The following is a 15619-nucleotide window of genomic DNA, read 5'->3' on the forward strand; positions in this document are numbered from 1 at the left end:
CAGATCGACTACATGAGCGGAACCAAGATCGCGGCTGCCTGTCGCCTTCTTCCGGCTGGAATATTTTGTCCCCTCCAAGGGCACACTGGATGGAAGAACAAACATCGCTTGCATTACGGGCAACTGGAGGGGACACCGACCAATCATGCGCTTCTATCGCATTCGGACCAAGACACGTGTATTCGCGATTCTAGCTTTAACGACTCTGTTGGCTGCGGCTTCCGTGCCGGCCTCGGCTATGGCCGAGGAGAAGGGCGGCGCGAAGCAGCAGGGTCCGGCCACGGACCTCGCTTCCAACGCCAAATCAGCCATCCTGATGGATGCGGACAGCGGCACGATCATCTATGAGAAGAACAGCCACGTTCAGCTCCCGCCAGCGAGCATTACGAAGATCATGACGATGCTGCTCGTCATGGAGGCGCTTGACGAAGGGAAGCTGAAGCTGACGGACAAAGTGCAGACGAGCGAATACGCGGCATCGATGGGCGGCTCGCAGATCTTCCTGGAGCCGGGCGAGGAGATGACGGTCGACGACATGCTCAAAGGCGTCGCGCTCGCCTCGGGCAACGACGCCTCGGTCGCGCTCGCCGAGAAGCTGGCCGGCAGCGAGGAAGAATTCGTGAAGCTTATGAACGAGAGAGCGGAGCAGCTCGGTATGAAGAATACGCGCTTCGTCAATTGCAATGGGTTGCCGGCGCCGTCCCATCTCTCTTCCGCCTATGATATCGCGATGATGTCGCGCGAGCTGCTGAAGCATGAAGAGATTACGAAGTATACGGGGCTGTATCAGGATTACCTGCGCAAGGATCAGCCGAAGCCGTTCTGGCTCGTTAACACGAACAAGCTCGTTCGGTTCTATCACGGCGCCGACGGCCTTAAGACGGGATTCACCGGCGAAGCGAAGTTCTGCTTGTCCGCAACGGCGAAGCGCGACAATCTGCGCCTCATCGCAGTCGTCATGGGCGAGCCGAATACGAAGACGCGCAACGCTGAAGTGTCCAAGCTGTTCGACTACGCCTTCGCGCAGTTCACGAACGTGCCGATCTATCGCACTGGAGACCCGATCGGAACGCTGAAGGTCGAGAAGGGCGCCGTCGCCAAGCTGCCGATCGTGGCGAAGCATTCGTACAGCGTGCTCGTTCGCAAAGGCGACGCCAAGAATCAAATCCGCCACGACCTGGTGCTGGACAGCAAAGTGACCGCACCGGTCAAAGCAGGGCAGCAAGTCGGCAAGCTGATCGTCTACCGGGGCAACGACGTGCTGACGGAGTTCCCGATCGAGGCGCCGGCATCTGTCGAACGCGCTGGCTGGTGGACGCTGTTCAAGCGCTCCGCAGGTAAATTGTTTATGAACGGCTGACTGCGCTGCCGCGGCAGCCGACGTCCGAAGTCCGCCTTCATCCTCCGCGGTGAAGGCGGCATTCCTTGAGGCATGGCGACATTCGCCAATCGCCTCTTTGCTGCATTTTGTCGCGAATACGAGGGTAGGTTCTAGTTTTGTCGGGGGGCAGGAAAGGCTTCAAGGCTCGTAGAATGTGTTCTGATAGAGTCGGCTTGGCCGGCTCGCGCGCCTGATGGGGAGGGGAAACGGCATGAGTTTGCAGGTGGAGCTCGAACAGCATCGCAATGTGCTGATCGTCCGCTTGAGAGGGGAATTGGATCACCATACCGCGGAAGTCGTCCGGTTCAAGATGGAAGACGCGATCCTGCGAGGGAGATGCGAGCACGTCGTGCTCAGCTTAAAAGAATTGCAGTTCATGGACAGCTCGGGACTCGGCGTTATTCTCGGACGCTATAAGCTCATCAAGAGCCGCGGCGGCAAGATGGTCGTCTGCGACATTCACGCGAGCGTGAAGCGATTGTTTGAGCTATCCGGCATGTTCAAGATTCTGTCTTGTTACGAATCGGAGCGCTCGGCGCTTGCCAGTCTGGAGGTCGTATCATGAGCGCGTCTAATTTCATGAAGCTGTCGTTCGCCAGCCGTTCCGAGAATGAATCGTTCGCCCGCGTCACCGTCGCCGCGTTCGTCTCGCAGCTCGATCCGACGCTGGAGCAGATCAATGACATTAAGACGGTTGTCTCCGAAGCGGTTACCAATGCGATCATTCACGGCTACGAGAATTCGCCGGATGGCGTCGTTCACCTGGAAGCTGTGATCGAAGGAGATACGGTGTCGATCATGGTGAGCGACGAAGGCCGCGGCATCGAGGACGTCGATCTGGCGCGGCAGCCGCTCTTCACGTCTCGGCCGGAGCTGGAGAGGTCCGGGATGGGCTTCACGATCATCGAGAACTTCATGGACGAGCTGGAAGTGACGAGCGAGCCGGAGAGAGGAACGCGTCTGCGCATGAAGAAGCGGATTGAATCCAAGAAGGCGCTGTTCAATTAACCGCGCGGCAGGGGTTGGAGGCATGGATAACGAATGGAAGCGTTCATCGCCGGCCGGGTATCTGGATGACGCGGAAGTGAAGCGCTTGATTGCGCTCAGCCAATCCGGGGACAATACGGCGCGCGAGACGCTGGTATCGAACAATATTCGGCTGGTATGGTCCGTCGTTCAGAGGTTCGCGGGCCGGGGTTACGATTCGGAGGATCTGTTCCAGATCGGCTGCATTGGGCTGCTCAAATCGGTCGACAAGTTCGATCTGAGCTACGACGTTAAATTTTCGACCTATGCGGTTCCAATGATCATTGGCGAGATCCAGCGGTTCCTGCGGGACGATGGGACGCTGAAGGTGAGCCGTTCGCTGAAGGAGATGGCGGGCCGCGTGCGCAAGACGAAGGACGAGCTGTCCAAGCGGTTCGGCCGGCAGCCGACGATTACCGAGGTGGCCGACGAGCTCGGCGTGACGCCGGAAGAGATCGTATTCGCGCAGGAAGCGAACAAGCCGCCGACTTCGATACACGAGACGGTGTTCGAGAACGACGGCGATCCGATAACGTTGATGGACCAGATCGCAGACGATTCGCAGGAGAAGTGGTTCGACAAGCTCGCGCTGACGCAAGCGATTCAGGGCTTAAGCGATCGGGAGCGATTGATCGTGTACTTGCGATATTTCCGCGACCAGACGCAGTCCGAGGTGGCGAGCCGTCTCGGGATCTCCCAGGTGCAGGTCAGCCGGCTGGAGAAGAAAATTTTGCAGAATATCAAGGATCAGATTGCGCAGTAACAGCCGCAGGACATGAGGGCCGCGTTCGCCTTCATCTCCGGCGGCTCTTTTTTTATTTGCCATGGCAGTTGAGTACAGCCCGCCCGTTTGTTTCATACTAAAGGAAACGTTGGGCGAATCCGGCGTCTCTAGCCTGTCTTCGCCGAACGAACGCGAGGAGGGGAACGCATGGAGACGACCGTCTATGTGCGGCTTCGCCGCCGAATCGTTGTGCCGCCTGCGTCGCAGATCCGGTTGAGGGACGTAGCCCGCATCGTCGCGGAACCTGAAGTGGAGCGTTCGCTGCTGAATCTGGAGCTGCAGCGGATACGTCCGGAGGATGGCAGTCTGCTCGTCATCGACATGCTGCACATCGTCCGCATGATCAGCCAGGCGGTACCCGGCATCGTCATCGAGACATTCGGCGAGCCCCACGTCCTCGTCGAAGTCTCCAGCGGCGGCGTCGTTAAGCCAAGGCCGATCGTGCTCGCGCTCGCCTGGCTGCTGCTGTTCTTCGGCTCGGGCATGGCGCTGATCAACTTCCATGCGGACGTCAATATGCCGGCCGTGCAGCGCAGAGTGACCCGGCTGCTGACTGGGGACCCGGATTGGCATCCTTGGCTGTTCCAAATTCCGTATTCGCTCGGCGTCGGCCTCGGCATGCTGCTGTTCTTCAATCGGCTGTTCCGCCGCCGATCGGCGGACGAACCGAATCCGCTAGAGGTGGAGATGTTCATGTACCAAGAGAACGTCAACCACTACGTCATTACGGACGATTACCGCAAGAAGCATGAGCAGGACAGGGAGAATCCGAATGATTGAAGCGCTGCACGGTTTGTTTGTTATCGCAGTAGGGCTTGCAGCGGGGTTCGCCGTCGGCAGCGCCTTCATCGCGCTTCTCATCGTGCTCGACCTGATACCGAGGCTTGTACAGCTGACCCGCGCCCATCGCCGCTCCAGCATCTTCGAATCCGCACTGCTGCTCGGCGCTTTGTATTGGTGCTGCGCAGACTTCTTCCATTGGGTGCTTCCGCTTCCGCTTCCTATACTGCTCGTGCCCGCCGTGTTCCAGGGGGTGTTCGTCGGCATGATGGCGGCGGCATTGACGGAAGTGTTGAACGTCATTCCAATCTTGACGAAGCGGCTGAAGCTGCAGCCTTACTTATTCGCGCTGCTGCTCGCGATGGTGCTCGGCAAAGTGGCCGGGTCCCTCGTCGATTGGCTCTTGCTGCAACCGCAATAATCGACCGCATAATCGGAACAGGAGATGATTCGGATGGAACAGAACGAACACGGAAGCATGGATCTGACACATGAGCGTCCGCCAGCCGGCATGCGTCGCGAAGACCCGGGCGATCGGGAAGTTGAGGGAAGCGCCCGCATGATTCTGCCGAAGCCGATAGGGCGTTACGTTCGTTCCGAATCGGCTCGGGGGACGATCGTCGGGCATCGAAGCGACCGGCCATCCGAGGGCCGGGACAGCCGCCGCGGCGAAGGCTCGCGCAAGGCTGGAGGCGGAGGTTCGGATGTGCCAGAGCCGGATCCGGAAGATCGGATCGCCGTTCGGATGGAGGACTGGCTGGAGCAGCTCCACAAGCGTGCGGGTTATCAAGACAGCTTCGACGTTCAAGTGCGGCAGATGACGTTCGCGGACAAGCGCGTCGGCCTGCTCTTCCTGAGCACATTCACGAAGGATACGGCTGTAACCGAGATTATCAAACGGCTGACTTACGTCGATCCCAGCTCCGTGATGGATCAGGATGCGCTCGAAGCGATTTTCAAATTTTACTTGCCGGCGAACCAAGTTCAGCGAACGCGTTCCTTTACTAAGATGGTCGAGGATATGCTGATCGGCAATACGGTCTTGTATGTGGAAGGCGAACGGGAAGTTCTGCTGATCGATGCGAAGCAATTCCCAAGCCGGACGCCGGATGAGCCGGTGCTCGAGAAGGTGGTGAGGGGCAGCAAAGACGGCTTCACCGAGACGCTGCTGATGAACGTGGCGCTAGTGAGACGGCGCATTCGGGATCCGCGGCTGCGCTTCGAGATGGCCAAGGTCGGGACAAGGACCCAGACGGATGTCGCCATTGGCTATATCGAAGACATCGCGAATCCCGAGCTGCTTGAATCGCTAAGGGACAAGATTCAAGCGGTCAATATCGACGGCATTCCGCTTGGCGACAAGCAGTTGGAGGAGATGACGGTCAAGTCGGGCTGGAATCCTTATCCGCTTGTCCGATATTCGGAGCGGCCGGATGTCGTGGCGGAGCATCTGCTGAATGGCAGCATCGTGGTCATCGTCGATACATCGCCAAGCGTCATGCTGCTGCCGACGACGTATTTCGATCTAGTCCAGCATGCGGAAGAGAATCGCCAAAGCCCCTTCATCGGCACGTATTTGCGCTGGGTTCGGTTCTTCGGCATTCTCTCTTCGGTGTTCCTGCTCCCGATCTGGTATTTGTTCGCCCAGAACCCTTGGCTTCGGCCGGATTGGCTGGCGTTCCTCGGAGCGGAGAAGACAGGCGAGCTGCCGCTGATCCTGCAATTCCTGCTCGTGGAAGTCGGCATCGACCTCATGCGGCTCGCGGCCGTCCATACGCCGACGCCTCTCGTGACGGCTATGTCGCTCGTATCCGCGATACTTGTCGGGGACATCGCGGTGAAGACCGGCCTTTTCATCAACGAGGTCATACTCTATATGGCGGTGTCGGCCATCGGCATGTTCGCGACGCCAAGCTACGAGCTCAGTCTGGCGAACCGGATCGTCCGGTTGGCGCTGCTGGTAGCCGTATTCCTGTATCAGGTGCCTGGATTCGTTATCTGCGCGACGGCCATCTTCATCGGGTTGACGCTGGTGCGCTCGTTCAACGCCCCCTACATGTGGCCGTTCATTCCGTTTAATGCCAAGGCGCTCATGTCGATCCTCCTGCGCATGCCGCAGCCAAGAGCGGTGTCGAGGCCATCGATCAACCGGTCCAAAAAGATGCGGAAGCAGCCGGTCGGCTGAAGCGGCAGAGAGTTCTTCCGTGCGGGTGCGGTCAGCGGTGCCGAGTCTGCCATCGAATATTAATGCAAATGTTCCGGCAAATTCTCCATTTCCCGCGAGGGTCCATTCGGATATACTCAGGGTAATAGTGCAAACAAAGCGGATGTCACGCGGCTGCGCGCGACCCGAATCCGAATTCATTGCCAAAGGGGAAATAGCGAATGTATCTGCATGGAACTAGCCGCATCAATGATAAAGGCCATCTTGAGATCGGAGGCTGCGACGTAACGGATTTGGCTCAAGAATTCGGCACGCCGCTCTATATCGTGGACGAGGAGCTCGTTCGCCAGCGCGCCCGCGAATATGTCGAAGCGTTCCGCCAGACGGGTCTTCGCTTCCAAGTCGCGTACGCATCCAAAGCGTTCTGCGTCATGGCGATGTGCCGCGTCGCCGAAGAAGAGGGCATGAGCCTTGACGTCGTCTCCGACGGCGAGCTGTACACCGCGCTTCAGGCGGGCTTCCCGCCGGAGCGGATTCACTTCCACGGCAACAACAAGACGCCGCAGGAGATCGAGATGGCGCTGAAGGCGAACATCGGCTGCTTCGTCGTTGACAACTTCGTCGAGCTGCACATGCTGAACGCTCTCGCTGCGGAGCAAGGCAAGACTGTTAATGTGCTTCTGCGGGTAACGCCGGGTGTCGAAGCGCATACGCACGATTATATCTCGACGGGCCAGCAGGATTCGAAGTTCGGCTTCGATATCGGCAACGGTACGGCGTTTAAGGCCGTCGAAGCGGCTGCTGCGCAGCCGCAGTTGAAGCTGCTGGGCGTCCATTCGCATATCGGCTCGCAGATCTTTGAAGTCGAAGGCTTCCGCATGGCAGTCGAGAAGGTTGCCGCGTTCGCCATCGAAGTCCGTTCCAAACTGGAGGTGACGTTCTCTGTCATTAACCTTGGCGGCGGCTTCGGCATCCGTTATGTCGAAGGCGACACACCGCTGCCGGTTGGCACCTATGTGAAGGCAATCACCGATGCCATCATCTCCGAGTTCACGGCGGCCGAATATCCGCTGCCGGAGATCTGGGTCGAGCCGGGCCGCAGCATCGTCGGCGACGCCGGCACGACGCTGTATACGATCGGGACAAGCAAAGACATTCCGGGCGTTCGCAAGTATGTGGCTGTCGACGGCGGCATGACGGACAATCCTCGGCCTGCGCTGTACGAGTCCAAGTATGAAGCCGTGCTGGCGAACCGCGCGAACGAAGAAGCGACGGAGCTCGTCTCCATCGCGGGCAAATGCTGCGAGAGCGGCGACATGCTGATCTGGGATTTGAAGCTGCCGGCATCGCAGACCGGCGATCTGCTTGCGGTCTTCTGCACGGGCGCGTACAATTATGCCATGGCGAGCAATTACAATCGGATCCGCCGTCCAGCCGTTGTGTTCGTGCGGGATGGACAGGCCGATCTGGTCGTAGCGCGCGAGTCGTACGACAATATCGTCGGCAACGACATTATTCCGCAGCGCCTTCGCAAGCAGGCAGTGGCGCAATAAAGCCGCGAAATCAGAGAGGATGAAGGTTAGATGAGCAAGCAAGCAGTAATCAAGATGGCGGACGGCAACGAAGTGAAGATCGAGCTGTTCGAGAAGGACGCACCGGGCACGGTGGCGAACTTTGAGAAGCTGGCGAACTCCGGCTTCTACGACGGACTTACGTTCCACCGCGTTATTCCGGGCTTCGTCGCGCAAGGCGGCTGCCCGAACGGCAACGGCACCGGCGGACCGGGCTATGAGATTCCTTGCGAGATCAACCCGAACAAGCACGAGCGCGGCGCCTTGGCAATGGCTCACCGCGGTCCGAACACGGGCGGAAGCCAGTTCTACATTACGTATGCGCCGCAGCCGCATCTGGACGGTCTGCACACCGTATTCGGCAAAGTCATCTCCGGCATGGAGCACGTAGACGAGTTCCAAGGCCGCGACCGCATGGAGACCGTTCGCGTCAGCGAAGCAGGCTAATGCGTCAGCGAAGCAGCTAATCTGGATTGGCGCGATCGTCCCCAGGCGGGGCGGTCGCGCTTTTTTTCGTTCTTGCAGGCGCCGTGAGCGGACGATTGGGGCTCGAGAAAACTGGACAACGCGTTGTGATCGATTAGTTGTTGGACCGGACAAGCCGACGCTAACGAGGGGACTGCGGAGGCGAGATGCCCCGATAAACCCGATAACGCTGTCATCTCGGCCGAGCTGATTAATGCCATGAATATCCTTGCAAATTTGATGGCGGAGAGGTACAATTCCAATCAACGTTAGATTGCGAGCGCTAGGCTCGTTGATAACGGGATTTATCATGACATGAATAAGCGACTTACCTTCGGGGCGAGGTGCAATTCCTCACCGGCGGTGATCGGCGGTCAGCAGTAATCGCGAATAAGCGAGGCAGGCGCCGCCGTCAGTCCGTGACCCGTCATCGCATTCGCCGGTTACCGGCGAATGCGATGCGGTGGACCTGGTGCAACTCCGGGACCGACAGTAACAGTCTGGATGGGAGAAGGAAGCGCAGCGCGGCCATGCCGCGTCAATCGGATAAGCCGTCTGACGGCGTCCAAGCCGAATCGCATGTGTGATCGGGACAGTATGTTCCATTTTTCACAACCTGCGATTGCGGTTCTTGGTGTCTGTTCAGCCGCAACTGCAGTCGCATGTCGATTGGCAGGTTCGATCGATGCGGAAGACAGGGTCTATTTAACGCTGTGTGACCAACACACCCCCGGGGATGAGCCTCGGGGGTTTTCTTGCTGCAAGTAATGGGAGTGGATGGCGAATGGAACTGCTGAACGACGAATTCTACATGCGCCTTGCGTTGAATGCGGCGGCTGGAGCGGCAGGACAGACGGGCATTAACCCGATGGTGGGCTGCGTCGTCGTGAACGATGGCCGCATCGTCGGCATCGGGGCCCATCTTAAGCGCGGCGAAGGGCACGCTGAGGTGCATGCGCTGAACATGGCAGGCGACAACGCGAGAGGCGCTGCCGCATATGTGACGCTGGAGCCTTGCAGCCATCACGGACGCACGCCGCCTTGCAGCGACCGGCTGATTCGCGAAGGCGTGAAGCGCGTCGTCGTGGCGGCGATGGACCCCAATCCGGCCGTGGCGGGCAGAGGCTTAGAGAAGCTTCGCGCGGCGGGTATCGACGTTGAGGTCGGGCTGCTGGGCGAGCAATCGCGCAAGCTGAACGAAGCGTTCAACAAATATATCGTGACGGGGATTCCGTTCGTGACGATTAAGACGGCGCTTACGCTGGACGGCCGCATTGCGACCAAGACTGGCAGCAGCAAGTGGATTACCGGACCAGCCGCCCGGGAGGCAGTGCATACGCTGCGCCACCGTCACAACGCTATTATGGTCGGCGTCGGGACGGTGCTGGCAGACGATCCGGAACTGACGACCCGCTTGTCCGTACCGGGACTTCACCCGGTTCGCGTCGTTGTCGATTCGATGCTTCGCATTCCCGATCACGCCCGAGTGCTGAACGGCGAAGCGCGAACGATCGTGCTGACGACGGCACAAGCGCAGGCTGCGCGAATCGAAGCGGTTCAAGCAGCAGGCGCGGAAGTGATCGTCTGCGGCGACGGGCCGCGCGTCGATCTGAGAGCGGCGTTGGAAGAACTGGGCAAGCGGGAGATCGGTTCGGTGCTCGTAGAAGGCGGCGGCGTGCTGAACGGTTCGCTGCTTAAGGCCGGACTAGTCGACAAGCTCATGCTGTTCTACGCGCCGAAGCTGGTCGGAGGCGCCGCTCCGTCAGGGTTCGAGTTTGACGGTCCCGAGGCGATGTCGGGTGCGCTTCAGCTTGAGAACGTAACGATCGAGCGTTACGGCGGCGATTGGTGCGTAACTGGATATCCGGCGGCAGGCAGGGAGGGATAGAACGATATGTTCACAGGACTTATCGAAGAAGTAGGCGTGCTTCGCAAGGTGCAGCGCCGTGGAGAAGCGATGGTATTAACGCTCTCCGCTTCGAAAATATTGGACGACGTGAAGCTCGGCGACAGTATCTCCGTCAACGGCGTATGCTTAACCGTCATCTCCTTCGACGGCAGCTCCTTCTCCGTCGACGTGATGCCGCAGACGTTCCGGCATACGAACTTAAGCGAGCTGAAGCCGGGCAGCCCGGTGAACCTGGAGAGGGCGATGATGGCCGGCGGTCGGTTCGGCGGCCATATCGTGCAGGGACACGTGGACGGCATCGGCACTATCGCCGGGCGCACCGCCGACGCTAACGCGGTTGTGTTCGAGATTAAGCCGGATGACCCGGCGCTGCTCAGGCATGTCGTTCCACAAGGCTCGGTGACGGTGGACGGCATCAGCCTGACTGTCGTCTCGGTCGAGCGGGACGCGGGCGCGCTGACCGTGTCCATCATACCGCACACCCTGAAGGAGACGGCGCTTCAGCACAAGCGGCCTGGCGATTCGATCAATATCGAATGCGACATCCTCGGCAAGTATATCGACCACCTGCTCAGCCAGCGCGGCATATCACAGCCCCATGCGGCGGCTCAAGCCGGCCGCAGCGGCGGCGGATTGACAGAGGCGCTGCTTCGCGAGAATGGATTTTAAGCCGGAAGGGAGATTGATGACATGAACGACGCGAACGGAAACGTTAATGCGAACGATAACGCACCAACGAATGATCATTTGAACGATCTGCGCATCCATAGCATCGAGGAGGCGCTGGAAGATTTGAAGGCGGGCAAAGCGATCGTAGTCGTGGACGATGAGGACCGCGAGAACGAAGGCGATCTGATCGTGCTGGCAGACAAGGCAACGCCCGAGATGATCAACTTCATGATCACGGAAGGACGGGGGCTCGTCTGCGTGCCGATCACGCAGGAGCGCGCAGAGCAGCTCGACCTGCCGCCGATGGTCAGCCACAACACGGATTATCACGGCACCGCCTTCACGGTCTCGGTAGACCACGTGTCGACGTCGACCGGCATCTCCGCCTTCGAGCGGGCGAGCACCGTCCGCGGCCTCATCGATCCGGGCGCCAAGCCGTCCGACTTCCGGCGCCCGGGACACATTTTCCCGCTGATCGCCAAGAAGGGCGGCGTGCTCCGGCGCGCGGGCCACACCGAAGCGGCCATCGACCTGGCGAACTTGTGCGGCGCAACGCCTGCGGCGGTTATCTGCGAGATCATTAAGGAAGACGGCACGATGGCCCGTCTGCCCGATCTGGCAGGCTTCACCAAGCAGCACGGCCTGAAGCTGATTACGATCCGCGACCTGATTCGGTACCGCAATGCGAAGGAGAAGCTCGTCCGCCGCGAGGTGGACGTGCGAATGCCGACCGACTTCGGCGAATTCCATGCGGTGGCTTACACGAACGACGTCGACTCCAAGGAGCACGTCGCCTTCGTCAAAGGGACGATCGATCCTTCGAAGCCGGTGCTCGTCCGCGTGCATTCCGAATGTCTGACCGGCGACGTGTTCCACTCGCATCGCTGCGATTGCGGCCCCCAGCTGGCGGCGGCGCTGCGCCAGATCGACGAAGCGGGCGTCGGCGTGTTATTGTATATGAGGCAAGAAGGGCGGGGAATCGGCCTTATCAACAAATTGCGCGCCTACGAGCTGCAAGAGCAGGGATTGGACACGGTCGACGCGAATATTAAACTTGGATTCGCTCCCGATCTGCGCGAATACGGCATCGGGGCGCAGATCTTGAAGGATCTTGGCGTAAGGGACATGCGGCTGATGACGAACAACCCGCGCAAGATCAAAGGGCTCGAAGGCTACGGCTTGAACGTCGTCGAGCGGGTTCCGATCCAGATGCCGGAGAACGAGGACAACACCCGTTACCTTCACACGAAGAGAGCGAAGCTCGGGCACATGCTGTCGTTCGCAGACGACAAGGAGCCGGTAGCCGCTCTAGATAACATCGAACAGAACGAACATTGAACATTTAGAACATTGAGGCGCACAGCCAAGAGAGGATGACTAACAATGGCAGTAGTATACGAAGGCAATCTCATCTCGCAAGGGTTAAAATATGGCGTCGTCGTCGGACGGTTCAACGAATTTATCTCCTCCCGGCTGCTATCGGGCGCACTCGACGCCTTTAAGCGCCACGGCGCCGAGGAGAACGAAGTCGAAGTCGCTTGGGTACCGGGCGCCTTCGAGATTCCGCTAATCGCTCAGAAGATGGCGGAGAGCGGCAAGTATGACGCGGTCGTAACGCTGGGCGCCGTCATTCGCGGCTCCACGCCGCACTTCGACTATGTCTGCAGCGAAGTGTCGAAGGGCGTATCGGCGATCTCGCTGAAGACAGGCGTGCCGACGATCTTCGGCGTGCTGACGACCGACAGCATTGAGCAAGCGGTTGAGCGCGCCGGCACGAAGGCGGGCAACAAAGGCTGGGAGGCCGCTGTGACCGCGATTGAGATGGCCAACCTGACGAAGGCGCTGAAGGGCTAAGGCAAGGATTCGCCGGATCTTGGCGGCGTCCGAACTTGCTTTTTTCACGAGGATAGAATAGGCGGACAGGTTTAGCAGGGGAAGGTGACTTACCGTCGTGACGGTGTTATATAAGCTCGAATCGTTCGAGGGACCGCTGGACTTGCTGCTCCACTTGATCGACAAAGCGGAGATCGACATCCAGGATATCTCCATCAGCGAGATTACCGATCAATACATCGAATATCTGGCAGCGATGCAACAGCTGGAGCTCGATGTGACGAGCGAATTCCTCGTCATGGCGGCGACGCTGCTGTCAATGAAGAGCCGGCAGCTGCTGCCGAAGCCTCCGGTCACGGACGAGCCTTGGGTCAGCTTCGATGAAGAGGAAGGCGAAGACCCTCGCGAAGAGCTCATTCGCAAGCTGATCGAGTACCGCAAGTTCAAGGCGATCGCCAGCCAGCTTCGCGAGCAGGAGTACGAACGCAGTCTGGTCTTCACGCGAGACCCGGCGGATTTGTCGCCGTTCGTCCCTGAGGTCAAGAAGGACAGCCTGCCTCCGGGCCTGCATGTCGACGATCTCGTTCGCGCCTTCTCCAAAGCGATGAGGCGCGTCGCGGGACGCAACCGGATCGCCGCGATTCAGCGAGATGAGATCTCGATTAAGGACCGCATTCGCGAGATCGTAGACGCGCTAAAGGCGAAGGCCGAGTTCGGCGAAGGCCAAGTGCTGTTCTCCCAGCTGATCGGCGAGCAGATGGACCGTCAGGAGGTCGTCGTTACCTTCCTGGCGATATTGGAGCTGATGAAGCGGCGGATTATCGCCTGCTACCAGAATCAGCTTTTCGACGAGATTGTACTCACTTGGACTGGGAAGGAGGACGCGGAGGATGGATTATTCGAGATTGAAATCGATACTTGAAGGGCTGCTCTTCGTAGCGGGCGAAGAAGGCTTGAGCGCGAAGGCGATCGCCGACGTGGTGGAGATGGACATCGACGTCGTGCGCGACGTGCTGCGGGATCTGCAGAGCGACTTCGTGCGGGACGAGCGAGGCATCCGCATCGCCGAAGTCGCCGGCGGCTTCCGCCTGACGACAGCTCCGGACCATGCGCCATACTTCGAGAAGCTGGCTTATTCGCCTGCGCGTTCTTCCCTGTCCCAAGCGGCGCTCGAGACGCTGTCGATCGTCGCCTACCGGCAGCCGATCACGCGTATTGAGATCGAGGAGATTCGCGGCGTGAAGGCGGACCGCGCGTTACATACGCTGCTGTCCAAGGATTTGATCGAAGAGGTCGGAAGGGCGGAGGCGCTCGGACGGCCGATTCTGTACGGCACGACCAAGACGTTCCTGGATTATTTCGGACTGGCCGGCATCGATCAATTGCCGGATCCTCTGGTTAGCGAGTCGGATGACGAATTGGAAGAGCGGACGAAGATGCTGTTCGAGCGCATCGAAGGGCGCCAGCTGTCGCTGGACGATCTGCGCGCCTTGGATATGAATTGAAGCAATGCCAACCGAATGAATTTGAATTGAAGAAGGCCATACTATTCCTTAGCGAAAGGCGGGAAACGTATGGCTTTTTGGTTATGGCCGGCGGTTGCGGCCGCCGTTGCCGCGGCGATCATCCTGGCGCTGCTCTCATCGGTGCGGGTACGCGTCCGATATTCGCACAGCGGTCAATTCGACCAGTTGATTGTGATCGTCAAGGCGCTATATGGACTGGTCCGGTTCCGCGCGATAGTCCCTTCCATCATCGTCCGCAGCTGCGGCATCGTCTACGACCAACTGAATTCAAGCAGCATGGGCAAGCCGAAGGACGATCGCCGAAGCTTGAACCGCGGCTCCGTTCGCCGGTATGGGCGCGCGATTCGTCGCCTGGAATTGTCGACGCGCCGCTTCCGGCTGTGGCTGCTGGCGACGATGAAGAAGGTGGAGTGCACGCGCTGGCGCATGGACATCACCGTCGGGACCGGTGACGCGGCGCTCACCAGCGCAGCCGCCGGATTGTTCTGGACAGTGCTCGGCTGCGCGGTCGCCGCGACCAGCCGATTCATGAGGATGCGAACGCATCCTCATGGCGAGGTGAAGCCGAACTTCGCGCACGCGGAATTGTCCGTCGTCTGCGAAGCGGACTTCCGCATTCGGCTCAGTACGCTGGCATCGGCAGGCATTCGCCTGATGACCCGAACGGTTAGTCCAATTAAGGCGTACAAAGCGGTTAGAAGCTTGACGGCCAAGCCGAAGACGGCGTGATCGGCATCCGCAGCAGCTTGCTTCAAGCGCATAAAAGCGCGGCGGTGAAGGCAATCTATCGGGGAAAGGAGGTCTTCACAATGTCCGAACACCCGATTCAAGGCCTAATGCAGACCGCAATGGAAAATATCAAGGAAATGGTCGACGTCAATACGATCGTCGGCGAGCCTGTTCAAACCCCTGACGGAAGCGTCATTATGCCGATCTCCAAGGTTGGCTTCGGCTTCGCGGCTGGCGGCAGCGAGTTCTTGGGCACGGAGGAGCAGGGAGGGAATCGATCCTCCGGCGACAAATACGCCAGTGACCGATCCCATGACGATTCTTCCTCGTCGGATTCAACTCACCGCTCCAAGAATGCGCACAATGCTTCCGTTCAGCTTCCGTTCGGCGGCGGCAGCGGCGGCGGCGTGTCCATTACCCCGATCGCATTCCTGGTCGTAGGAGCCCAAGGCGTGAAGGTCGTGCCGCTGGATAATCAGACGCATCTGTTCGAGCGGTTAATTGACGCCGCGCCGCAATGGGTGGACCGGCTTCAATCGATGTTCAGCCGCTCCGATACCGGCGATCAGACGCATGCGATCCGACCGTCTTCTTCCGACAAGCTCATGTGAAGTACAGTCCGCGGAAGACCTCCGCATACCGGCCGAGACGGCCGGTTTTTATTTTGGGCGTGCCCAGCGAAGCAAGCAGCCATTATATCCCGAAGAAAGACGGGCGCAAGCGTCGCTCGGCATTCCGACGATCCAAGACCGAGTCGTACAGATGGATGCAATTCGATTGAA

Annotated in this window: 17 protein-coding genes and 1 riboswitch; all 17 genes read left to right on the forward strand. The window is 59.3% G+C overall.

The genetic code is table 11. From position 1 onward, the window contains the following. Positions 1–145: 145 nt before the first annotated feature. The 17 genes from H4Q31_RS10145 to H4Q31_RS10225 all read left to right on the forward strand — a co-directional run bounded on the left by H4Q31_RS10145 (position 146) and on the right by H4Q31_RS10225 (position 15448). Entirely contained in the window at positions 146–1360 is a 1215-nt protein-coding gene (locus tag H4Q31_RS10145) for a D-alanyl-D-alanine carboxypeptidase family protein (protein WP_185178962.1), read from the forward strand. Positions 1361–1592: 232 nt separating this feature from the next. Continuing rightward, the gene (spoIIAA, locus tag H4Q31_RS10150) at positions 1593–1946 is read left to right on the forward strand and encodes an anti-sigma F factor antagonist (RefSeq protein WP_185178963.1); all 354 of its coding nucleotides are present in this window, start codon (positions 1593–1595) and stop codon (positions 1944–1946) included. After that, positions 1943–2389, forward strand: coding sequence for an anti-sigma F factor (gene spoIIAB, locus H4Q31_RS10155; RefSeq protein ID WP_185178964.1), 447 nt, complete (start codon positions 1943–1945; stop codon positions 2387–2389). Before spoIIAA ends, spoIIAB begins: the two co-directional genes overlap by 4 nt. Before the next feature lie 22 nt (positions 2390–2411). Beyond that, positions 2412–3170, forward strand: a complete 759-nt coding sequence (gene sigF / locus H4Q31_RS10160; protein WP_185178965.1) for an RNA polymerase sporulation sigma factor SigF — start codon at positions 2412–2414, stop codon at positions 3168–3170. Positions 3171–3338: 168 nt separating this feature from the next. Beyond that, on the forward strand, positions 3339–3971 hold the full coding sequence (locus H4Q31_RS10165; protein ID WP_185178966.1) for a stage V sporulation protein AA: 633 nt from the start codon (positions 3339–3341) through the stop codon (positions 3969–3971). Next, complete coding sequence (locus H4Q31_RS10170) at positions 3964–4392, forward strand: stage V sporulation protein AB (protein WP_185178967.1); 429 nt, start codon at positions 3964–3966, stop codon at positions 4390–4392. The genes H4Q31_RS10165 and H4Q31_RS10170 overlap by 8 nt, the downstream gene beginning before the upstream one ends. Before the next feature lie 33 nt (positions 4393–4425). Beyond that, positions 4426–6156: a spore germination protein gene (locus H4Q31_RS10175; protein WP_245347248.1), complete on the forward strand. Its 1731-nt coding sequence runs from the start codon at positions 4426–4428 to the stop codon at positions 6154–6156. A 200-nt stretch (positions 6157–6356) separates the two neighbouring features. Continuing rightward, positions 6357–7688, forward strand: a complete 1332-nt coding sequence (gene lysA / locus H4Q31_RS10180) for a diaminopimelate decarboxylase (protein ID WP_185178968.1) — start codon at positions 6357–6359, stop codon at positions 7686–7688. 30 nt (positions 7689–7718) lie between these two features. Further along, positions 7719–8153, forward strand: coding sequence for a peptidylprolyl isomerase (locus tag H4Q31_RS10185; RefSeq protein WP_185178969.1), 435 nt, complete (start codon positions 7719–7721; stop codon positions 8151–8153). A gap of 344 nt (positions 8154–8497) precedes the next feature. Further along, a riboswitch (FMN riboswitch) is annotated at positions 8498–8691 on the forward strand. Positions 8692–8955: 264 nt separating this feature from the next. Then, positions 8956–10059 carry a bifunctional diaminohydroxyphosphoribosylaminopyrimidine deaminase/5-amino-6-(5-phosphoribosylamino)uracil reductase RibD gene (ribD, locus tag H4Q31_RS10190; RefSeq protein ID WP_185178970.1) on the forward strand — a complete coding sequence of 368 codons (1104 nt, stop codon included), beginning with the start codon at positions 8956–8958 and terminating at the stop codon, positions 10057–10059. Between the two features lie 6 nt (positions 10060–10065). Next, a complete protein-coding gene (ribE, locus tag H4Q31_RS10195; RefSeq protein ID WP_185178971.1) occupies positions 10066–10749 on the forward strand; it encodes a riboflavin synthase in 684 nt (227 codons plus the stop codon). Between the two features lie 21 nt (positions 10750–10770). Further along, positions 10771–12087, forward strand: coding sequence for a bifunctional 3,4-dihydroxy-2-butanone-4-phosphate synthase/GTP cyclohydrolase II (locus H4Q31_RS10200; protein ID WP_185178972.1), 1317 nt, complete (start codon positions 10771–10773; stop codon positions 12085–12087). A 45-nt stretch (positions 12088–12132) separates the two neighbouring features. Beyond that, positions 12133–12603, forward strand: a complete 471-nt coding sequence (gene ribH, locus H4Q31_RS10205; RefSeq protein ID WP_185178973.1) for a 6,7-dimethyl-8-ribityllumazine synthase — start codon at positions 12133–12135, stop codon at positions 12601–12603. Positions 12604–12700: 97 nt separating this feature from the next. After that, complete coding sequence (locus H4Q31_RS10210) at positions 12701–13504, forward strand: segregation and condensation protein A (RefSeq protein ID WP_185178974.1); 804 nt, start codon at positions 12701–12703, stop codon at positions 13502–13504. Beyond that, the gene (scpB, locus tag H4Q31_RS10215; protein ID WP_185178975.1) at positions 13473–14087 is read left to right on the forward strand and encodes an SMC-Scp complex subunit ScpB; all 615 of its coding nucleotides are present in this window, start codon (positions 13473–13475) and stop codon (positions 14085–14087) included. Before H4Q31_RS10210 ends, scpB begins: the two co-directional genes overlap by 32 nt. Positions 14088–14156: 69 nt before the next feature. Next, positions 14157–14837 carry a DUF2953 domain-containing protein gene (locus tag H4Q31_RS10220; protein ID WP_185178976.1) on the forward strand — a complete coding sequence of 227 codons (681 nt, stop codon included), beginning with the start codon at positions 14157–14159 and terminating at the stop codon, positions 14835–14837. An 80-nt stretch (positions 14838–14917) separates the two neighbouring features. Continuing rightward, positions 14918–15448 (forward strand): spore germination protein GerW family protein, encoded by a 531-nt coding sequence (locus tag H4Q31_RS10225; protein WP_185178977.1) that lies wholly within the window; start codon positions 14918–14920, stop codon positions 15446–15448. The last annotated feature ends 171 nt before the right edge of the window (positions 15449–15619 follow it).

Origin of the sequence: Cohnella lubricantis (assembly GCF_014212015.1) — a bacterium.
GTDB classification, from domain to species: domain Bacteria; phylum Bacillota; class Bacilli; order Paenibacillales; family Paenibacillaceae; genus Cohnella; species Cohnella lubricantis.